This window comes from uncultured Oribacterium sp. (assembly GCF_902481605.1).
GTDB lineage: Bacteria > Bacillota > Clostridia > Lachnospirales > Lachnospiraceae > Oribacterium > Oribacterium sinus.
In genome coordinates, this window is record NZ_CABSXI010000007.1 from 25,041 (window position 1) to 47,789 (window position 22,749).

General features: G+C 45.1%; 15 protein-coding genes and 1 pseudogene. All 16 read right to left on the minus strand.

What is annotated here, in order from left to right:
• Positions 1-77 precede the first annotated feature (77 nt).
• The 16 genes and pseudogenes from purH to RDQ32_RS02510 all read right to left on the minus strand — a co-directional run bounded on the left by purH (position 78) and on the right by RDQ32_RS02510 (position 22,731).
• The gene (gene purH / locus RDQ32_RS02435; RefSeq protein WP_308578994.1) at positions 78-1,595 is read right to left on the minus strand and encodes a bifunctional phosphoribosylaminoimidazolecarboxamide formyltransferase/IMP cyclohydrolase; all 1,518 of its coding nucleotides are present in this window, start codon (positions 1,593-1,595) and stop codon (positions 78-80) included.
• Positions 1,592-2,194, minus strand: coding sequence for a phosphoribosylglycinamide formyltransferase (purN, locus tag RDQ32_RS02440; RefSeq protein WP_308578995.1), 603 nt, complete (start codon positions 2,192-2,194; stop codon positions 1,592-1,594). Before purN ends, purH begins: the two co-directional genes overlap by 4 nt.
• Positions 2,191-5,862, minus strand: a complete 3,672-nt coding sequence (locus RDQ32_RS02445) for a phosphoribosylformylglycinamidine synthase (RefSeq protein ID WP_308578996.1) — start codon at positions 5,860-5,862, stop codon at positions 2,191-2,193. The genes purN and RDQ32_RS02445 overlap by 4 nt, the downstream gene beginning before the upstream one ends.
• A gap of 123 nt (positions 5,863-5,985) precedes the next feature.
• Positions 5,986-7,002, minus strand: coding sequence for a phosphoribosylformylglycinamidine cyclo-ligase (purM, locus tag RDQ32_RS02450; RefSeq protein ID WP_308578997.1), 1,017 nt, complete (start codon positions 7,000-7,002; stop codon positions 5,986-5,988).
• 19 nt (positions 7,003-7,021) lie between these two features.
• Entirely contained in the window at positions 7,022-8,311 is a 1,290-nt protein-coding gene (locus tag RDQ32_RS02455; protein WP_308578998.1) for an amidophosphoribosyltransferase, read from the minus strand.
• A gap of 10 nt (positions 8,312-8,321) precedes the next feature.
• On the minus strand, positions 8,322-8,801 hold the full coding sequence (purE, locus tag RDQ32_RS02460) for a 5-(carboxyamino)imidazole ribonucleotide mutase (protein ID WP_308578999.1): 480 nt from the start codon (positions 8,799-8,801) through the stop codon (positions 8,322-8,324).
• 135 nt (positions 8,802-8,936) lie between these two features.
• Complete coding sequence (locus tag RDQ32_RS02465; RefSeq protein ID WP_308579000.1) at positions 8,937-9,626, minus strand: phosphoribosylaminoimidazolesuccinocarboxamide synthase; 690 nt, start codon at positions 9,624-9,626, stop codon at positions 8,937-8,939.
• Between the two features lie 530 nt (positions 9,627-10,156).
• A pseudogene (locus RDQ32_RS02470) lies at positions 10,157-11,377 on the minus strand (dicarboxylate/amino acid:cation symporter).
• 206 nt (positions 11,378-11,583) lie between these two features.
• A complete protein-coding gene (locus tag RDQ32_RS02475) occupies positions 11,584-12,882 on the minus strand; it encodes a serine dehydratase subunit alpha family protein (protein ID WP_040649180.1) in 1,299 nt (432 codons plus the stop codon).
• 823 nt (positions 12,883-13,705) lie between these two features.
• Entirely contained in the window at positions 13,706-15,466 is a 1,761-nt protein-coding gene (locus RDQ32_RS02480; RefSeq protein ID WP_308579001.1) for a glycerophosphodiester phosphodiesterase, read from the minus strand.
• A 102-nt stretch (positions 15,467-15,568) separates the two neighbouring features.
• On the minus strand, positions 15,569-16,219 hold the full coding sequence (locus RDQ32_RS02485; RefSeq protein WP_183684725.1) for a GntR family transcriptional regulator: 651 nt from the start codon (positions 16,217-16,219) through the stop codon (positions 15,569-15,571).
• Between the two features lie 124 nt (positions 16,220-16,343).
• Positions 16,344-17,723 carry an ATP-binding protein gene (locus RDQ32_RS02490; RefSeq protein WP_308579002.1) on the minus strand — a complete coding sequence of 460 codons (1,380 nt, stop codon included), beginning with the start codon at positions 17,721-17,723 and terminating at the stop codon, positions 16,344-16,346.
• A gap of 162 nt (positions 17,724-17,885) precedes the next feature.
• A complete protein-coding gene (locus tag RDQ32_RS02495) occupies positions 17,886-18,611 on the minus strand; it encodes an MgtC/SapB family protein (protein ID WP_308579003.1) in 726 nt (241 codons plus the stop codon).
• 95 nt (positions 18,612-18,706) lie between these two features.
• Complete coding sequence (locus tag RDQ32_RS02500) at positions 18,707-20,113, minus strand: cation:proton antiporter (protein ID WP_308579004.1); 1,407 nt, start codon at positions 20,111-20,113, stop codon at positions 18,707-18,709.
• A gap of 148 nt (positions 20,114-20,261) precedes the next feature.
• Positions 20,262-21,221: an ABC transporter permease gene (locus RDQ32_RS02505; RefSeq protein ID WP_007157473.1), complete on the minus strand. Its 960-nt coding sequence runs from the start codon at positions 21,219-21,221 to the stop codon at positions 20,262-20,264.
• Positions 21,214-22,731: a sugar ABC transporter ATP-binding protein gene (locus tag RDQ32_RS02510; RefSeq protein WP_183684720.1), complete on the minus strand. Its 1,518-nt coding sequence runs from the start codon at positions 22,729-22,731 to the stop codon at positions 21,214-21,216. The genes RDQ32_RS02505 and RDQ32_RS02510 overlap by 8 nt, the downstream gene beginning before the upstream one ends.
• Between the last annotated feature and the right edge of the window lie 18 nt (positions 22,732-22,749).

Sequence of the window (22,749 nt, forward strand, 5' to 3'; positions counted from 1 at the left end):
ATCTTAGTACCTCAAAAACTTAGTTCCTTGAAATCAGAATTCCATGGAATCCACATTCCCCCAACTCTTCTTTTCTCTTAATGTCTAAAATGTCGAATATGGGTCATTACCAAAGCGATACCATACTGATCGCAGAGGGCAATCACCTCCGGATCCTTCACAGAGCCTCCCGGCTGGATTGCCGCACGAATGCCGTGTTTCTGCAAAAGCTCCACCGTATCGGCAAAGAAGAAGCCGTCGGAAGCCAGCACAGCCCCGGAGTGTTTGCCTTCCCCATGGGAAAGGGCATCCTCTACTGCCCAGGTACGCCGTACCTGCCCCTGTCCTATACCCAGCGTTGCGCCGTCTTTTACTAAAACCGCTCCATTGGAAGACACCATTTTGACCGCCTTAAAGCCAAAGCGCAGGTCTCGCATTTCCTCTTCTGTAGGCTTCCGTTGGCTGACCACTTCCATTTCTTCCGTAATATCCGCATCATCATAGTCCTGTACCAGAATGCCTCCCAGAACTTCTTTCACCGTCTTCTTCGGAAGGGAGAAGCTGGATAAATTCGGCATCACGATAACGCGAAGATTTTTCTTTTCTTCCAAAATGGCAAGAGCCTCTTCTTCATAAGCCGGTGCAATCACTATTTCCATAAAGAAGGAGTGTAAAACCTCTGCGATATGCTTAGTCACCGGTCGATTTAAGGCAAAAATCCCTCCAAAGAGAGAAGTTTCATCACAGGCATAGGCCTTATCAAAGGCTTCATCAATATTTTCCCCGATGCCGATTCCGGCAGGATTGTTATGCTTTGTTCCCACCACCGCCGGCTCGGAAAATTCCTTTACGAATCGAACCGCATTGAACATATCCGTATAATTATTGTAGGACAGCTCCTTTCCGTGAAGCTGCTTCCACTCTGCCGGATTCTCCTCGTATACCTTCTCATAGAAAGCGGCATTCTGGTGGGGATTCTCCCCATAGCGAAGACTTGTCCCGAGGCGATAGCTCAGGGTCAGATACTCAGGAGCGGATAGGGAAAGTCTGTTGTTAAAATACTCTGCAATTAACGCATCATAATAGGCGGTATAGCGGAAGGCCTTCGCCGCCATGCTTTCCCTATAAGGAAGGTCATTTCTTCCCTCCTGAAGACGATGGAGAACCTCTTCATAATCTCCCGGATCCGTTACCACGAGGACGTCCCGAAAATTCTTTGCCCCGGCGCGAATCATGGAGGGACCGCCGATATCGATATTTTCCACCTGCTCTTCCTCGCTCGCCCCTTCCTTCTTAAGTATCTTCTCAAAGGGATAGAGGTTATTAACTACAAGCTCAATGGAGTCGATTCCCAGTTCTTCCACGGTTTTTTGATGCAATGCACTCTCTCTTCGATACAGGATTCCGGCATGAATGCGGGGATGCAGAGTCTTCACCCTCCCGTCCAAAATTTCCGGAAATCCGGTCAGCTCGGAAACTTCCTTTACTTCCACTTCTTTTTTCAATAATTGATAGGTTCCCCCTGTGGAAATCAGCTGATAGCCTAGATCCTTTAATCCTTTACAAAAGTCTACAATGCCGTTCTTGTCAAAAACGCTGATTAATGCTGTCTTCATACTTCCTCCCGAATAAAGGCACGGTCTCCCTGCCAAAACACCCGATCTTCCAAACAGGCTTTCACCGCAACCGGTAGAATGCGATGCTCCAGTTCTAAAACCCTTCTTGCAATCTCTTCCGGACCGTCTTCTTCTAAAACGGGAACCACATCCTGCAGTAGGATTGCACCGCCGTCCACCACATCGCTTACAAAATGCACTGTTGCCCCGCTCCATTTCACTCCGGCACGATACACCGCCTCATGCACCCGCATCCCGTAAAACCCGGGACCGGAGAAGGCCGGAATCAACGAGGGATGAATATTTACAATATGCCGGGGAAAATGCCGGATAAGCTCCGGAGAGAGAATCTTTAAAAAGCCGGCGAGCACAATCCACTCCACTTCTCTCTTTTTCAGCTCTTCCAAAAGCGCGCTGTCATATTCCCCTTTCGGAAGCACCATAGTCTCTATTCCCTTCCTCTTCGCTCTTTCCAGTCCATAGGCATCCCCCCGACTGGAAACCACAAGGCGGATTACGCCGCTTTGTTCATGCACATTGTCAATAAGCGACTGTAAATCCGTTCCTCCTCCCGAAATAAATACTGCTATTTTCTTCATTTTGCTCCCTTAAAATACTGTACCCCGCTGTAAAACAGATTCTGGGGATTCGGAATTCGACGATTCCGATACAGTCCCTCGCCATAGCGTTCGCTGTGTCCCATTTTCCCGAGAATCAAGCCGTCTTCCGAAACCATGCCCTCGATACCGTACAAAGAGCCGTTGGGGTTAAACTTTCCGTTCAGGCTTGCATTTCCGTCAAAGTCCGCATACTGGAAGGCCGCAAGGTGCTTCCACTTCTCAATGGATTTTCCTACGAGCTTCCCTTCTCCATGGGAAAAGACCACGTCATGCATTTCCCCTAAGCGGAAATGCCGTGTCCACGGACTGTTCGTATTAGCCACCCTGGTAAAGGCGGTGGTGGATACATGGTGCATACAGTCATTGTGATACAGCGTTAAATCCTCCTCGGTTAAAGCCCGAATCTCTCCATAGGGAAGCAAGCCGGATTTTAAGAGAGCCTGGAAGCCGTTACAGATTCCAAGGATGAGACGCTTTTTCTTTAAATGGCTATGAACCGCCTCTTTCACCTTCTCATTTCTCAGGAAATTCACAATAAACTTGGCAGAGCCGTCCGGCTCATCTCCACTGGAAAAGCCCCCCACAAACATCAGGATATGGGCGTCCTTTAACTTCTCCACGAACTCTTCCATGCTTTCCTTTAAATCATGTTCTCTTTTATTTCGGATAATAACCGTTTCCACCTCTGCTCCCTCCTTTTGGAAGGCACGGGTACTGTCATACTCGCAATTCGTTCCCGGGAAGACAGGAATCAGGACTTTCACCTGATCCACCTTTTCCGGAGAGACAAACGCTCTTTCCGTCTCTTTGGACAGGTTCTCACAATTTCCCTTCTCCAAATTCACGTACTCCGGATAAAGCTTTTCAAAGGTGCCGGTATAGGCTCTCCGCAAAGTCTCTTTATCCAATGGCTCACCATTCGCAAGAATATCCTCTTCCACCGTTCCAATCTTACGGAAAGGCAGGTCGGTGACACTGGCTTCAATAACCATGGAGCCCGGCTGAAAGTCTGAAAGGTCTTCCATCGTAACGTAAAAACCTAAATCATTTCCTACTGCCATCTTGTAAAGGGCGGAAAAGGCGGAGCCTTCCTCTAAAACATAGACGGAACAAACCTTTTTCTCCGAAATATAGCGGTGAAGGAGGTCATACTGCGCTACCGTCTCCGCTATATTCGGAAATCCTCTCTCGTCCTTAACGACCGGCAGGAAATAAAGGGTATTTCCGCAATTTTTTAGCTCCGGTGTAAGCACCTGATCCACCTTCACCGTACTGCAAGCAAAGGAAATCAGGGTTTCTACCACATGGAGATCATTAAAGGTACCGGACATACTGTCCTTTCCCCCGATGGCGGAGATCCCCAAAGCTCTCTCGGCGTGCAATGCGCCCAGCAACGCTTCTGTCGCCATGCCCCACTTCTTACTATCTGTTCCCAGCTTCTCGAAGTACTCCTGACAGGAAAGATAGAGGGTCTTTCTGTCGCCTCCTACCGCATAGACCTTTGCCACGGAGAGAAGAACCGAATAAAGCGCAGATAAAAAGGGAGAATAGTGGGAAATCTTCGGAATAAAGCCGTAAGTTAAAACGGTCGCCACATCACTATCAAATCCAAGAGTGGGAAGCGCATGGACGGAAGCCTGCACCGGCGTTAATTCTTCCTTTCCCGTAAAGGGCATCAGCACCGTTGTTGCCCCGATACTGCTGTCAAAGTTCGAAGCAAGTCCCTTCTGAGACGCCACATTTTTCTCTGAAAGTTCTTTTACAGCGTCGTCTTTATGAAAGCCATGATGGAGGAATGGATTCTCCTCAGGGTGATCCGTTAAAACAGCCTCTCTATGCTGCCGTACCCCGGAGGTCTCCAGGAAAGAGGCCTTTAAATCCACCACCTTTTCCTTTCCCATAAACATTTCCAGTCGATTTCGATCGGTTACCGTCGCCACATGGGCATATTCGATATTTTCCTCTTCGCAAGCTTTGACGAATGAAGCGTAGTCCTTTTCCGAAACCACCACCGCCATTCTTTCCTGAGATTCACTAATGGCAATTTCCGTGGCATTTAAGCCCTGATACTTGAGAAGCACCTTGTCCAGATGAATCTCCATTCCGGGACTGATTTCTCCGATGGCAACGGCCACCCCGCCGGCACCGAAATCATTACATTTTTTAATTAGACGGGAGACTTCCGGGCGACGGAAAAGTCTTTGAATCTTCCGCTCTTCCGGCGCATTTCCCTTCTGTACCTGAGAAGCCATGGTGTGAAGAGAGGCACTGGTATGCACCACACTGGAGCCGGATGCGCCCTGAATGCCATCCCGGCCGGTTCGACCGCCGATTAAAACCACAATATCTCCCGGCGCAGGAAGCTCTCTTCGCACATTTTCAACCGGACTTGCCCCAACTACCGCACCCACCTCCATGTGCTTAGCCACATAGGAATCATCGTACAATTCCCGTACAAAGCTCGTGGCCAGGCCGATTTGATTTCCGTAAGAGGAATAGCCCTGCATGGCTTTCTTCGAAATCTCCGCCTGAGGAAGCTTGTTGGGAAGAGTTTTATCCCGCCCTTCCAGTACATTTCCCGCACCGCTGATCCGCATCGCCTGATAAACAAAGCTCCGTCCGGATAAGGGATCTCTAATCGCTCCGCCGATACAGGTACTGGCCCCGCCAAAGGGCTCGATTTCCGTCGGATGATTATGGGTTTCATTTTTAAACTGAATGAGCCACTGCTCATCCTTTCCATCGTGCCGGACGGTCGTAAAGAAAGAACAGGCATTGTTCTCGGAACTGACTTCCACGGTCTGATCCTTTAGAATGATTCGATGATACTTTCCCACAATGGTCGCCATATCCATAAGGGTAACGGGCTTCTCTGTCCCCAGTTCTTTTCGAAGACTTAGATATTCCTGCAGGGCCTCTTCCATTTCCTTCTGAAAATGCTTAGACTCCACGGAAATCTTATCCAGCACCGTTTCAAAGGTGGTGTGCCGACAATGGTCGCTCCAGTAGCAATCCAGAACGTAAAGCTCCGTTTCGCTTGGGTCTCTTTCTTCTCCCCTGTAAAATTCCTGAATAAAGAGGAGATCTTCCATCAGAAGGGAAAGATTCATCTCCGTCTTTAAAGCAGCAAGCGCCTCTATGCTGAGCCTCCGGAAACCGCTCATATCCCGCATTTCTTTTCTCTCTGCATCCGGTGAGAAAGAAAGAATGGACATGTCCTTCTCTTGGGACTCAATGGGATTCACCAGATACCGGGAAATCTTCTCCAATTCCGAAGGACTAAGAGCACGGTCAAAAACGATCAAGGTTCCTGAGCGCACAAATGCCTTACTTTCCGCATCCAGGAGTCGAATACACTGCATCGCACTGTCTGCCCGCTGGTCAAATTGTGCCGGCAAGGTTTCATAGGCAAAATAAAAGCCTTCCTGAAGGGGCAGCTCTTCGAAAACTTCGTTCACCATTACCTCGGAAAACACGGACTGCTCCGCCCGTTTCAATACTTCTTCTTCAATAGAATACACATCATAGATCTGGTAAATGGCCGCGCTTTTTACAGGGATAGAAAGGCTGCGGAACAATTCCTCTACCAGTTTTTCCTCTTCCTGTCGGTACTGCTCTCTCTTTCGTACAAAAATACGTTTATCCATAGTCCACCTTTTCCCACATGTTAAGTGCCGGAAGTCCTCCGGCGTCTATTCAATTGTCACTTCTTCGGTGCCTACCGAATGTTCACTTTTCCTGCGTCTACTAAATGCTCACTTCTTCGGTGCCTACCGAATGGTCACTTCTCCCTTTCCTCTCACCACTTCTCCGATTCGCCGTGCCTCCGGAAGCATGGATAAAACTTTCTTCTCCTCCTCTTTCCTTACAAAGAGGGTAAAGCCTACCCCCATATTGAAGGTGCCGAACATTTCCTCCCGACTTAATTCTCCCCACTCCTGTAATTTGCTAAAAATAGGAAGACGGGGCAAAGTGCTTTCTTCGATTACCACAGAAAGTCCCTCCGGTAAAACTCGGGGCAGATTCTCCGGAAGTCCTCCTCCGGTAATGTGGGCCATAGCATGCACATCCACTTCTTTCAGAACCGAAAGCACTTCACGAACATAGATACGAGTGGGAGTGAGTAAAATATCGGCCAAAGACTCGCCGGAAAGCTGCTCCTTTTCCAAGTCAAAATGCATCTTGTCAAAAATAATTTTTCGAACCAAAGAAAAGCCGTTGCTGTGGATTCCGGAAGAGGGCAGTGCCAGAATGCTATCCCCTTCCTTCACTTTCTGCTTGCCGTCAATAATCTTCTCCCGGTCTACAATTCCCACAGCAAATCCGGCAAGGTCATAGTCCTCCTCCCGGTAAACTCCGGGCATCTCCGCGGTCTCTCCTCCGATTAAAGCCGCACCGGCTCTTTTACAGCCTTCCGCAACCCCTTCTACAATCCCTGCCATCTTCTCTGCATGGAGTTTTCCGCAGGCAATATAATCTAAGAAAAATAAGGGTTTTGCTCCCTGACAAAGGATATCGTTCACGCACATTGCCACACAGTCAATCCCGATGGTCTTGTGTCTTCCCAGCTTCTGGGCAAGTACAACTTTCGTCCCCACACCGTCTGTACCGGATACCAGGACAGGATGGGAGATCTTTTCCTGTTCCAGGGAAAATAATCCTGAAAAGCCCCCTAAATCCGATAAAACACCGGGGGTATAGGTCTCTTTTATGAACTTCTTAATCAGTCCTACCTCTTTATAGCCCTGCTCCTTGTCTACTCCCGCCTCCTTATAGCTTAGTGACATACTGCCTCCTCCTTATCGCTTAGTGACATACCGCCTCCTCCTGGAAAATATCCACTCCGGTAAAATATTTTTCATAATAGCCCTTATTGCCACAGCAATCTTCCAGCCCCTCCAGACTCAGATAATAGAGACTGTCACATCCGATATAATCCCGAATCTCTTCCACCGTATTGTTGTAACCGATAAGCTGCTCCCTCTTCGGAATATCAATGGCATAGAAATCATTGGAAAGCACCTTGGGACTGGCAATGCGGATATGAACCTCCTTCGCCCCTGCCTCTTTTAGGATTTTAATAATTCTCTTTATGGTGGTTCCCCGAACAATAGAATCATCCACCAAAATGACCCGTTTATCCTGCAGGTTTTCTTTAATCGCATTTAACTTGATATTGACACTGCTGACTCTTTCTTCCTGTGTAGGTTTGATGAAGGTTCTTTGAATGTAACGATTTTTCAAAATTCCATCCACAAAGGGAATTCCCGATGCCTTGGCATAGCCCTTTGCCGCAATCAAACCGGAATCCGGAGAGCCGATAACAATATCCCCATCTGTCGGACACTCCTCATAAAGTCTCTCTCCCGTCTTATAGCGCGCCTGATAAACGCTCACACCATCAATTACAGAGTCATGTCGGGCAATATAAATCATCTCAAAGAGGCAAAGATGATGGGGCTTTTTAGAAAAATGATGAACGGAATAATCCCCATTTTCTACAAGAATGATTGTTCCCGGTTCTACATCCTGCAAAAACTCCCCATTCATCGCATCCAAGGCACAGCTTTCGGAAACGGCAATAAAGGTATCCTTCAGCTTCCCGAAACACATCGGTTTTATGCCGTAAGGGTCTCTGGCAATCAGCATTTTCCCCTCATCAATGTAAATGAGGTTATAGGTCCCCTTTAGGCTTTCCATATAGTCCTGAAAGCTTTCCAAGGGGCCGTTGATTTTATTCACAAGCTCGCAGAAATTAAAATTCCGATTTAAGATGGTACCGTCCAGAGCAATCATGGAATTTCCATGGTCTGTCTGATACACAAAGGGCATCATCGGCTCATATTTGGTATTGTGGGAAAAGAGATATTTCACAAAACCGATGCCGGCCGATCCGCAGATATCTTCGATAATCTGTTGATTCAGTACTTCCGAAAGCAGACCCTTTCGCTTTAATTCACAGACTCTTTGCCCTTCCATGGTGGTGATACCGAATCCCTCCTGTCCTCTGTGCTGCAATGCATAGAGTCCCACCTCCAGGAGGTCCGTAATATCGTTCTTTTTATCAAAAGAAAAAATGCCGCACAGTCCGCTCACACAGCACCTCCTAGAGAGAGATCCGCTCATTCATCTCCTGAACGGACTGCTTCATTTTTTCCTTGTATTGTCTAAGCTTCTCTTTTAAATCCGGGTTGGACAGCGCCAGCATCTCTACCGCAAGAATGGCTGCATTTTCCGCACCGTTGATGGCAACGGTGGCAACCGGAACCCCTTTTGGCATCTGTACCGTGCTAAGCAACGCATCCATGCCATCCAGGCAAGAGGACTGCACCGGTACCCCGATTACCGGTTTGATAGACAGTCCGGCCAGTACCCCGGCAAGATGAGCTGCCTTTCCGGCAAAGGCAATGATAATATCAATCTTATCCTGCTCCATACTCTCCACATAATCCAAAATAAGATTCAAAGAACGATGGGCTGAAATCACACGGCAGTCATATTCCACGGAAAAATCCTTCAAAACAGCAGCAGACTTTTTTACAATTTCTTCATCGGAAATACTTCCCATAATCAAAGCGACTTTCATATTTCTCCTTTCAAAAGGCCATAACAAGAAAAGAACCGTAAAAAGAGGGCCGGGACAGTCCTTTGTACAGGCCTTCTCGGGAAGGACTCCCGATATTGACCTGTACAGGGGAAAACTGTTCCTTCATTTCCTCTTTTATACAGTTCCTTTTTCCAAATACGAATATATCTTTAAGGGTTCTACATAGCTGTCTCCGTCAAAAACACGCATATTTCCGCCGGACAGCTCATCGATTAAAATCACTTCGCCATTACAGCGTCCAAATTCCAGCTTAATGTCATAGAGGGTCAGACCTTTCTTCGCCAGATCCTCTTTGATGATTCCGGAAATCTCCTTAGTCTTTTCCTTCAGCTCTTTGTACTCTTCTTTCGTAAGAATCCCCAGCATAGCCAAAGCATCCTTCGAAATCGGCGGGTCATTTCTCTGATCATCCTTTAAGGTGACTTCTACGAAAGTCTCGGGAAGCACGGTTTTGTCCTGGATATACGCCCCGTACCTGCGGATAAAAGACCCTGTTGCAATAAAGCGGGCAATCACCTCCAGCCCCTTTCCAAAGACCTCACAGGGCAGTACAGTCATAGTGTTTTCCACTACGTTTGCATCCACATAATGTGTCTTCACGCCGTTCTTTCTTAAGAGCTCAAAGAAATACTTACTGCACTTCAAATCCTCTTTTCCAACGCCCTCAATGGTCAGGGCAACGGCATTTGCCCCCGGATCAAATACGCCATTCTCTCCGGTGACATCGTCTTTAAACTTTAAGACCAGATTGCCGTCCTCCAGTTTAAAAACATCCTTTGTTTTTCCGGTGTAAATCTTCTGCATAAATTCCTCCTTAAACTCACTGAAATGGTTCTCCAGAAATAAATGAAGCCTCGGAAGCAGGCTTCAAGTGAAACCTGCCTCCGGGGCTTTTATCCCTAAGGTGTCATACCGCTTCGCAGTATGTGTATCGCTCGGACCAGCTTGACCGGAACCCTAGATACACTTTCTCTCGTGATTTATTCTTGGGAATTAGTTCGAATTACGCCATCATCAAACACCATCTGCCTCATTCTGTCAAGGGTTTTTGAGAAAATTTTTTGTCAGCATAGTAAATATAGATTTTCCTGCAGTACGGATCCGGAATTAGGGCACGCTCTCGCTAACTTCGCCCTGCAAGGGTACTAAGCGAAAAATTGCAGTTACACTTTGTTTTTCGCAAGTACCCGCGGGCTCAGATTGCCCCCCATTCCGAACCCGTACTGCAGGAATATATCTACTGTATGATTTTAGACAAGTGTTTATTTCCGTCAAACCCTTTTCCTTACAAGATCCAGCGCAGGATGTAGTTTTTCAATCGGTCTATTTCAATATTACAGTACAGACTCTAACTTCTGTGGGTGAATTCCGTGCTTCTCCGCATATCCGGTAAGAATCAATGCCAATGCACCGTCTCCGGTTACGTTACAAGCGGTTCCGAAGGAATCCTGTAATGCGAAAATGGTCAGCATCAAAGCGGTTCCTGTCTCATCAAAGCCAAGGACACCGGTGATCAGTCCCAAGGAGGCCATAACGGTTCCACCGGGAACACCGGGAGCGCCGATTGCGAATACGCCCAGTAAGAGGCAGAAGAGAATCATTTTCTCTACGGAAGGGAACTCATTGTAGAGCATCTTGGATACCGCCATAACGAAGAAGGTCTCGGTCATAACGGAGCCGCAAAGGTGAATGTTGGCAAAAAGAGGGATTCCGAAGTCCACCATATCTTCCCGGATAGTAGGCTCGGACTTTTTTGCACACTCCAAAGCTACGGAAAGGGTTGCTGCGGAGGACATGGTTCCTACTGCTGTCATGTAAGCAGGACCATAGTGCTTTACAATGTTCATGGGATTCTTCTTGGAATACGCTCCTGCAATGGAGTAAAGAAGAGTCAGCCAAATGTAATGTCCGATCATTACGATAATGATGATGATTAAGAAGATGGGTAACTGCTTGGTAATGGTTCCTTCGTAAGCCAAGGTGCAGAAGGTAGTACCGATTAAAAGAGGCAGTACCGGAATAACGAACTTGGTTACGATGGATAAAACGATGTTCTGGAACTCTTCCAATGCCTAGGTAATAATCTTGGAATTGTTCCAAGCTGCCGCAAGTCCCACCAATACGGAGAAGAAAAGAGCAGACATTACCGGCATAATCTGAGGAATGGACAGCTGGAAGACTACCTCAGGAAGCTCCTTTAAACCATCCACATCCGGGTTGATGTTTAAGTGGGGTAAGATGGTGTATCCGGAAAATGTAGCAAAAAATGCCGCTCCGATAGAGGATACATAGGCAATGAATAAAGCGACTATCAGCATACGAGAAGCATTGTTTCCCAGTCTTGTGATGGAGGGAGCAATAAATCCGATGATAATCAGTGGTACACAGAAGCTGATAAACTGTGCCGCAATATACTTTACAGTTACCACAATGTTCAAAATGGCATGGGATACACCGTTATCCATTCCGCTTAAAGCCAGTCCTAAGCAAATGCCCACAGCCAATGCCACCAAAAGCTTAAAGGGCAGACTATGAATAAATCCTTGTTTTTCCATACTTTTTCTCCTTCTTATTTTGTTGTAAATTTTCAAGCCCAATCTCAAGACATTTCTCAGTCTTTTTCTTCGGCTATTTCTTAAGCCATGCCTCAAGCATATTTCGGTCTATTTCTTAAGCCCTGTCTCGAGACATATTTCAATCTATTTCTTAAGCTTTGCCGGTTTACGCAGTTCCGTCCCCCCGGTCAGGACGCCAAAAATTCCTACACACAGGAATTCACATCCACCTGATCGGTCATTACCTTCAAAATCTCTCTGTCGGTGGATTGCATACCTACCTTTCCGATATAGCCCATATTTCTGATGGTCTTCTCCACATCCTCTTCCACAATGCCTTCTCCCCCATGGAAGCCCTGATCCTTCATACTCATGTGGTGAGCCAAAATAGCAGCATGAACGGAAGATGCAATCTTCGCCGCACAACTGGGCTTGGCACCGTCACAGACAATGCCCCCCACATTGCCTAAGGTGTTGCTGATGGTACGGCCGATCTTCTGATAATTTCCTCCGCAAAGGTAGGTAATACCGGCACCTGCACCGCAGGAGGCACTAACCGCTCCGCAGAAGGCGGAAAGAGCACCGATGTAGTGCTTGATGTAAACGGACACCAGATTGCTGACAATCAAGGCTCTGTACATCTTCTCTTCGGAAATGGAAAGGGCTTTCGCATATTCCACCACCGGCATACTTACGGTAATGCCCTGATTGCCGGAGCCGGAGTTAATCACCACCGGAAGGGGACAGCCGCTCATTCTGGCATCAGATCCTGCTGCCGCTCTGGCGCATGCACAAGCCCGTACATCGGAGCCCCAGGTCTCCAAAATCGTCTTTCCCACACTGGCCCCCCAGGGATTGTCCAAGCCCTCTTGGGAAATCGCCAGGTTCATCTCCACCTGTCTCTGTAAAGACGGTCTTACCAAGGATAAATCCACTGCATTGGCATAGTCCAAAATACCCTGAAGAGACATCAGACTCCGGTCTCCTCCTGTGGAAATCACATCCTGCTTATCCTCTTCTCCCTCTTTGTAAAGAACTTCTCCGTCCTTTTCCATGTAAATGATGTTACTGTGCTGGTTTGCAATCTCCAGTTTTACCTTATGGTTTTCGGACAGAAGCTCTACCGCAATGTAAAGCTTTGGACCTTCCTCCTGAAAGCTGACCTTGCAAAAACCGGTATCCACCAGCTTTCTGCACTGTTCCCGATCCTCATCCGTAACGGTAGACAGAACCTCCAGCTTTAAATCGGAGTCACCGCCAAGTACGCCTAAGATGGCCGCTACCTGCATACCCTTCTGGCCGCCGGAATTGGGGACGGTAACCGCCTTTACATTCTTAATAATGTTCCCGGAGCAGCAAAGCTTTATCTCCTTGACCTCTTCTCCCAGAAGCTTTCTTGCTGCCGCTGCGGCATAGGCAATGGCAATGGGTTCCGTACAGCCCATGGCCGGCACCAGCTCATTCTGTAAAATCTCCGTATAATTGTTCATCAAGCTCTCTTCCACCAATAGCACCTCCTAAAATATGTCTGACAGGACTTTTTAACTAAACATCCCCTCCCATAGTAAGCGCGAAGATTGTCTTTCAAAGTAAAACCCCGAAATCTTCCTATTCTTATTTAGATTTACTCTAATCATATCAGTAATGCGATTAAAAAGCACTAGGCGGATTTTGACGATTTTTTAACATAATTTTTGTATGATTTATATAGTGAATCTATGAATATTGCAAGATTTTTATGCAATATATAGGTGCATAGAAGTCGACCTCACAAACATCACCAGTGAGAACCATATTCAATATGAGAAAGCCGCTCTGATGCAACATAGGCCTGTAATAGGGGCAATCTGAGCCCGCCGGTACTTACTGAGCCCCGGCAAAGCGAAGGACTGTAGAACTCAAATAGCTGAAGCGAATGATGCAGTATGGGCATGAAAGAGAGCAATCTGAGCCCGCTGGTACCTACAGAGCCCCTGCGAAGCGAAGGACTATAGAAATCAAATAGCTGAAGCGAATGATGCAGTATAGGCATGAAAGAGAGCAATCTGAGCCCGCCGGTACTTGCGAAAAACAAAGGTACTGTAGTTTTTCGCTTAGTACCGCTGCAGGGCGAGGTTAGCGGGAGCGTGCTCGTTTTCGTGCCTATACTGCATCGGAGCGTATATATTTTTAAATTGCTTCACTTTGCAGGGGCTAGCATAGCGGGAGCGTGCTCGTTTTCATGCCTATACTGCATCGGAGCGTATATATTTTTAAATTGCTTCCCTCCGCAGGGGCAAGTATAGCGGAAGCGTGCTCGTTTTCATGCCTATACTGCATCAAAGCCCCCTACCCCGCCATGCGCTCATACATACCGTAATAGCTTCTATCCTCCAGCATATCCTTTCGAAGCTTAAACACATCCTCAGGATCGTCCGTAATCATGCCGTCCACCGGACTTTGCAGGTATTTGATGATTTTGTCTTCTTCATTGATGGTCCAAACATACATTTCCTTCCCCATATCCTGCACCTCTCCCATCAGGTAGCCGTTATAGGAGGAATCTTCAATCGCATAAAAGTCCACATTTTCCGTGGCAAAATCTCCGAATTGCACCGGAATCACCACCCCGGTCTTCCATTCCGGAGCAGTCTCTTCTATCCCCTCCATCAGGGAAATGTCTAAAGACATCAGGGGGTTCGTCTTCTCCACCCCGTATTCTTCCAGCTTCTCCAGAAGAATTTCCGAAAAATTCTCCGGTTCCTTTCCATGAGGCTTAATCTCTATCAGAAGGGGCATATTCAGCGCCTTTGACCGCTGTACAAATTCCCGAAGGCTTGGAATTTTTCCGCTAAACTCCCCCTGATGCACCGTCATAGCGGTGAGCTCCGAAAGGGTACAGTCGTAGACCTTTTTTTCTATTCCGGTAAGCCGAGAAAGTTCCAAATCATGCATTACCACAAATTCCCGGTCCTTAGTCAGCTGAATATCCAGCTCCACCATATCCGCCCCTGCTTCCTTTGCCCCCTCTAAAGACTCTATAGTATTTTCTACTCCGGTAGAAACCAGCCCTCTATGGGCAATGATTTTCGCATCCGTATTAACCTCCCGTCCCATATAATCCATAAGCGCTATGGTGCTGTGAAAAACAAATAAAGCCAGTAGGAGGAAAACGGTGGTTTTGCTATACTTTTGTTCCTCGGCAAGAAAAGCATTTTCCCCCTCGGAGCCTTCCACCGGAAGAGTATTTACTAAGAGGGAAAGAAAGCCTATTTTTGATAAAATTCCAAAGAAAAATCGGGTAAAACGAAAGAGCAGGAAGAAAAGAAAATGAAAGATTCCCAGTTCTCCCTTTGGATCCAGGCTGGTAAAGAGAAAAGCCGCCAGATAGAGCAAAAGAGCGGCCAACAAACTCAGCAAAAACTCATATAAAAAGAGAGTCAGAAACAATTTGATTCCGCCTTTTTTCGTATAGGCAAAGCTTTCCCGCACAGATTTGTTAAACTTCTGCGCCTTTAAGCCCATTAAAGGCACAGTATAAACCAGACGCATATTTAAGTACATGAAAAAGAAAAACAGAAGGAAAAGAGCAATATGCCCTCCCACTGTTTTGCCCACTTCTTCCGTTATAAAATCCGGAATGTGGAAGGAATCTGTCAGGGAAGAGCTTAGAATAAAGCCCGCCACCGGCACGGTGCAGAGAATATAAAGAAGGAACAGCAGCACATTGCCATAGCTGAAATCCCGCAGTCGGATTAGAGAGGTGCGAAGAATTTTTCGATAAGAAATCCTAACCCCTTCCTTGGCCGCCAAAATCACCTGTACCAGGGTAAAGACCTCCACATAAAAAAAGAAGGCCAGAAGAAAAGCAAAAAGCAAAACCATAAAGAGGCTTCTGGGGCTGGTAAAGAAATAGCGAATATTGTACTGATCCACATTGGGCAAGTCCACCAGCACCAAAGCCAGACGGAAAAGCATTTGCAAAAGCTCCTTCCCTACAAAGGTCGCAATCTGCAAAAAAATGGCGGTAGACAAAAAGAGGAACTTATGGCGATTGCAAAATGTCAAAGTCCCAAAAACCTGTTTCCACATGCCCTCTTTTTTTTCCATAAGTTCCTTTCTAAAATTTGCTTGGTAAATGCTTTAAATGAATATTTTTACAATATATCTCCTTTTCGTTAAAGAAACCGCAAATTTCTTTCCGATATCGATTTAAGAAAAATGAAGCTTTAAACGATAGGCGGAGTACTCTCCGAAGTCCTGAATATCCTCCTCCAAATAGCGAATGGCCTTCTCTACATCCTTATTTCGTAGCGCCGACACAATGTCCACATGGTGCTCCGTATCCATGGAAAAAAGAATTTCCTTGTCCTTCTTCCAATAGTACTGGGAGTAGGCCCGTTTTAGTCTGGTCATGCATTTTTCCAGCTGCTCCGTAATATAGTCATTGTGGGCACAGGCAATCAAACGAAGGTGAAATTCCATGTTATGCTTCCAGTGAGTCATGGCGTCCGTATTATTTTCACTGCACTGACTGTTGATCTGCTCCAAGTCCCGAAAATCTTCCTCCCTAAGCTCCGCTCCGCACTCCAAAAGCACTCCCCGCTCCAAGACAAAGCGGAAAGCCAGCATATCGTAGATATCTTCCTTACTGAGGCGCACCACCTCATAGCCGTAGCGGGGGATATTTTTTAAAATACCGTCCGCACAAAGTGCCATCAGCGCCTCTCGAACCGGAGACTTGCTACAGTGGTATTTTTCCAGTAGTGCCTTCTCATTCAAAATATCTCCCGGAGAAACATTGCCCTGGAAGATATCCTCCAGAATAGATTCATATACTTGGTCTTTCAGACTTTTTTCCATAGTTCTCCCTTCATTTCTTTGAACTGTCCTAGTATAGCGTAAAAAAGGAGGCTAAAAAAGCCTCCGAAGTGATTTTCTCTGATGAGAAGAAAATATTTTTTATCTTAAAACTTGCCATAGAAAACTATACATACAGACTTTCTAAGGAAATCAAAACCAAATCATCCCGAGAAATTGCTTCAAATCCGCTTTTGGAAAGGAAGCCGTAACGATAGCATTGCAGGCCACATTCCTTTACCTGCGCTATCTCCTTTTCTATTTCCGCCTTGCTAAGAGGCTTATCTTGAAACTTTACTTCATAAAATATATAGCCCTTGGGATCGTAGGTGACAATGTCGAACTCTCCGTTTCGCCTTTCTTTCGGAATGTCGTAGTAGTACCTGCCTATTTTCTCAAAGGGCTCCTCCATAAGTCCTGCCCGATTCTGCCGAATCAAATATTGTTTTCCTATCGTCTCAAAACGCTTCGGCACATAGGCATTTTCAAAGTCCTCCTGAATATATCGCTGATAGAAAATATCCGAATTCATCACGTTTAGCTGGGAGCTGTAGCGGAAAATATATCGGTAATAAAACAAAGACATGGGGTCACTGATATAATATCCGGACTTCTTTCGGTTATTTTCATCATTAATAGGCGCCGCCTTCTCCACCAGCTCCATACGAATCAGCTTGTCCAACACATCCACTAAGCTGGGGCCACTGGAAACATGGGACTGAGACAGGATATCGTTAAAGCGGGAAAATCCCTTTGCCATAGCCTCAAAGACTTCATTGGCATTCACAATTTTCGCAATTTCCGACTTAAGGTACATCAGTACCTCATTTTCCAGTCTTGCACCGGGGGATGCGATCAGTTCTATAATATTTTCCTTTACGGACCTGTCTTCCCGAATCAAACGATTATAATAGGGAATTCCGCCAAAAACACTGTAAAGCCTCACCTTATCCTCATCGGAAAAATGGGGATAAAACTGTGCCGAATCATAGTAATCCATGGGCTTCAGCTTTAAAACCAAATCAAAACGGCCAAATAAGGGATTCTCTTTTTCTATCAGTTTCTGCATGGTATCCACAAAGGAACCGCACAAGGCCAATTTCAATTTGCTCCGGTTTCGATATTTATCAATCAGTGCCTGCAAAACACTGTCCATGCCCTTCAGCACATCACTAAGATAAGAATATTCATCCAAAATCAAGAGAATATTCTCCTCCGTCGCCTTTTTAAAAAGAAAATCCAGCACTTCCTCCAGACCGGAAAAGGAAATCTTCGGGTAGCCAAACTCTTCCGAAAGTAAAGTCGCCAGGCTTTCTACATTGTTCATTTCAGAAGTCTGTTTACACTCGTAATAAATCCTCTTCCCCTCAAAGAACTGCATGGAATGTTTCATCAGCTCACTTTTTCCAATACGCCTTCTTCCGTATAATAGAAGCACTTCCATGCCGGGAGACTGATACAAGCCTTTGATTTTCCGTACTTCTTCCTCTCTTCCGATAAATTTCATTTTATTCGGTCACCTCCGATTCGGTTTTGTCCGAATAAAAATTATCATATCTTTTCTAAGATGTAAAGGCTAAGAAGAAAACAACAGAATAAAGAGCAAAACAGCAAAAATAGGAATAAAGCAACTATATAAAAGGTAAAATAAAGAAGTAATTACAACGTTCTACCGCATTTCCTCAATATGATAAATGTAGTCAATGGTGGACAGGGCTTCGATAATCTCCTTGTGGGTTTTGAACTTCTTCAGCTCCTTGCTGTCTATGGTAAAGGTTACGGAATACACGCTAAGGCCGGAGCCGTGGTAGGCAGTATTTAATTCAATATCATCAATCCGAAGTCCCAGCCTCCGGATGGTGGTGACAAAGTCCTGTAAATACTGCCGACTCTTTAACTCCAAATGAATTTCAAAGTGGTTGGAGCGATTTTTCAGATACATTTCCAAGCCCGGTAAAGAAGACAGAATCCAATAAAGCATAAAGCAGGCTACTACACTGATCAAGTATAGTCCCGCTCCAGCACTGAGGCCGATGAGAATACAGGACCAAAGGGCGATGGATGTGGTTAATCCCTTCACCTGATTTCGGGAGCTGTAAAGAATCGCCTTTCGGCTGATGCTTGCAATGCTGATCATGGCAAAGGCAGAGAGCATAGGAAAACGAAGATTTCCCTCGTTCATAAATAGCAGATCCAAAATCATGGCCAAACAGCTGGATAAAGAGGCCAAAATAAAGGTACGAAGACCTGCGGAATGCCTTTTGTTGGCTCGCTCACAGCCAATGATGGAGGAGAGAAGAACCGCAAGTAAGATTCTAAGCAAGGCGGAAGAAAGACTGATATCATGCTCTATCCTAAGACTTTGAAAAGCTTCCTGTAGTATCCATTCTGACATGGCTTTTCCTCCTGTTCTATTGAAATATTCCGTAATCAATGCGCGTAAAACTCATCCATTTTATCTTATATAAACCCTTAAGTAGAAGCTTCAAGCTAATACTGCTCCTCCGCCGCCTCGGTAAAGGCTTCTTCCTCTTCTGCCAGTCTCTTAGCATGAGAAGGAAGTTCCTTCTGAATGGCCTGGATTCGCTCGATCAAAAGCTCCACCTCATTTTTCTTCTTCTCCGGTTCTATAGCGACGGATTCCGTTAAATCCTCCAAACTTACCGCATAGGAATGGGAAAGATACAAGGCCAGCTTAGCACAACCGGGGCCTACGAGTTCATAGAGAATGCTGGAAGCAAGAATTACCGTTTCCAAGGCTCTTCCCAGCTCTCCACCCAAAATTCTGGCACCCAATGCGGAAAGACCGATGGCTACCCCGGCCTGAGGCACCAATGCCAGTCCTAAATATTTACGAACTTCCTTCTTTTCTCCCACCAAAGTTGGACCCAGAATGGCACCCAGATATTTTCCCAAAATACGTACCAAAAAATAGCTGATACCCACCAGAAGAAGAGGAACATTTTCCCCTATTCCCCCCGAATGTAAGAGCACATCCAGCTTGAAGTTCATGCCGGAACGCACGAAAAACAGCAGTAAAATGGGAGGATTAAAGTAATTTAACTGTTTGAAAAGCTTGTCGTCTCCCGTGATATTGATGTAAATCATGCCCATGGACATACAGCCCAGAAGAGGAGACACATCCAAAAGGGCACAGATACCGCAAAAGCTGAAAAGTACGGCTATGGTAATAATCAAACGGTTGTCTGTAGAACGCTGCTTCGGCATTAAAAGCTTTAAAAAGAGCCCAAAAAGCGCTCCCAAAAGAAGCACCGCCAGATTTAAAGCAATGGGCATGAGAATACTGCTCAGCTTAAAGGCGCCGGATTGCAACGCCACCGCCACGGAAATCGCCATGCTGTAAGCCACAAGTCCAAAGACATTGTCCAAGGCTACCACCTGCAAAAGGGTATTCACAAAATCCCCCTTGGCATTGAACTGTCGGATGGTCATAATCGTGGAGGCGGAGGCGGTGGTTGCCGCTAGGGCTCCCAAAACCAAAGACAGACTTAAATTCAATTTTAAAATAAAAAGACAAAGCACAAAAACAAAGAGGGAAGCCAGTGCGGCTTCAAAAAGGGTAATGATACATACCTTCAGACCATTTTTCTTTAAAGTAGAAAAGGTAAAAAATTCCCCGGTTCCAAAAGCAATAAAGGCAAGGGCGATATCCGCAATAAAGCTTGTGCCTTCAATAATATCCGGATTCACAAGATTCAAACAATACGGTCCAATCAGGATTCCCGCCAGAATATAGGCGGTTACGTTGGGAAGCTTTAGCCTCTTAGTTACTCTGGTTAAGGCAAAGCCGGAAAATAGCATTAAAGCTATGGGGATAATCACCCCAGACACAGAGGAGCCCCCCTGAAATATTTGCATAATGGATTGTCCTTCCATGGGATTGTCCTCCTTCCTGGAAAATATTCTAAATCTATAGTAAATAATCGACATGAAAAAGGGAAGTGCTAAACTTGCCCAAAACACATCGTTTAGTACTTCCCCTATTTTTTTATTCTTCTAAAACTCATTCCGCCGCTTTAGTGAATTATTTTCTAGCCTGATCAATGACTACTGCAATCAGAATAATAACGCCCATTGCCACCGTCTGCCAATATGCCGAAACCCCAAGTAAACTTAACGCATTATTAATAATTCCGATAACGATAAGACCAATAACTGTCTGAGGAATTCCTCCTCGTCCACCGGACATGCTAGTACCACCCATTGCTACTGCTGCAATGGCATTTAACTCATAGCCTACTGCTGCCGTGGCCTGTCCATTCTGTAACTTGGAGGCTAACACCAGCCCTGCTAATGCTGAAAGAATTCCGGAAATCACATAGACCGAAAAACGGACTTGATCTACATTAATTCCCGTCAGCTTAGCTACCTCTTTATTACTACCTACAGCATAAATATATCTTCCATAGCAAGTCTTTGTTAAAATAATATAACTTAGAAAAATAATAAAAACCATTAAAATAACTGATACAGGAATAATACCAAGTTCTCTTAAACCGATAAATCCAAAACTTTCCGGCAAGCCAAAAACCGGCTTTGCATCTGTAAAAACATAGGCTAAACCTCTTGCTACATTCATCATCGCCATAGTTGCAATAAAGGGAGGAACATTCAACTTTGCAATACAAAATCCATTAAGAGCACCACACACAGTACCTATTACTAAGGAAGTTAGTAATATAATCAGAATGGACATCGGAACAGATGCATTTGGCATAGTTTTGATTAAAGACGCTCCTGCTACCCCTGCTATAGCCGCTACCGAACCAACAGAAAGGTCAATACCATCTGAAAGTATAGTAAAGGTCATGCCACAGGCAATAAGTGCATTGATTGAAATCTGAATCAAGATATTCTTGATATTTCCCCCTGTCGCAAATCGAGGGACAAAAAGAAGACACACTGCAAACAGCGCTACCGCAAAAAGGAGCATGGTATTTTCTCCTTTTAGGACTTTTGATATACCACCATTTTTCTTATTCATAAACAACCTCCTCATTTCCTTTGCTGGCAAAAAGCATGACATTTTCTTCTGTCGCTTCTGCACTATCCAGAAAACCGGTTACATATCCCTCTCGCATTACCATAATGCGATTAGAACATCCTAATACCTCTGGTAATTCTGAAGAAACGAGGATAATGCTGCCACCTTCCTCGACAAAATTCTTCATAAGCTCATATATTTCCGCTTTAGCATTAACGTCTATTCCCCTGGTAGGCTCATCCATAATAAGAATCTTAGACTTTGCTAAAAGCCACTTTGCTATTACTACCTTCTGTTGATTTCCTCCTGAAAGATTTTTAATGATTGCTGAATCTGAAGGAGTCTTAATCCGTAACTTGTCTATGTAGGAAATTGCTTCTCGCTTTTCCCACGAAAAATCAATAAAACCACTATGACTATTCTCTTTTAAAGATGCCAAACTGGTATTTTCCCGAACTGTCTTTTCCAGTAAAAGTCCCTGGCCTCTTCTATCTTCGGGAATTAATCCCATACCTTTTTTAATAATTTCCTTAGGCTGTAATCCCTTTAAACTTTCTCCATACAAAAATACCTCTCCACTATCATAGGAATCAGCTCCAAAAATCGCCCTCATTAATTCAGTTCTTCCTGCACCGATAAGTCCGGCTACCCCAAGAACTTCTCCTTTATATAGTTGAAATGAAACATTTTTAAAATGATTTTTAGAGCATAGGTTCTTCACCTCCAAAACCAATTCTTTATTTTCCGGAGCTTTGGCTTTGTAATAAAATTGGGAAATTTCTCTTCCCACCATCATTTCTACCATCTTCTGTTCAGTTACTGTTGAAACCGGTACTGTAGCAATCTTCATACCATCTCGAAGTACGGTAAGCATATCTCCCATCTCCAGAATTTCCTTTAGACGATGAGAAATATAAATTACTGCAACATTATCTTTCTTTAATTGACGTATAACTCGAAAAAGAGACTGTACCTCGTGGTCAGAAAGCGAACTGGTAGGCTCATCCATAATTACTAACTTACTATTCTGAGAAACAGCTCTGGCAATCTCTACCATTTGCTTTTCTCCATTACTAAGCTTATATACCGGTGAGCGTGGATCAATCGCCACATCCATTTCATCCAAAATCCTTTTACATTCCGCAATCATTTTTTCTTTGTTTAAAAATCCGGATTTTTTCTCTTCTCTTCCCAGAAAAACATTTTCATAAACTTTTAAATCCTCAATAACGCTAAGCTCTTGATGAATAACACTGATTCCTCTCTGCTGCGCTTCTCGAATATTTTTTGCCCCGGGCTGTCCCTCTATCAAAACTTCCCCTTTATCAGGTTGATAAATACCGGAAATGATTTTAATAATTGTGGATTTTCCTGCACCATTTTCTCCCAAAAGAACATGTACTTCCCCAGGATAAAAAGCAACAGAAATATCCTCTAAGACTTTCACGCCGGGAAATTCCTTATGAATATGCTTTAATTCTACTAAAGTCTCTTTTCTTTCTTCCATCATAATATGCTCCATATTATA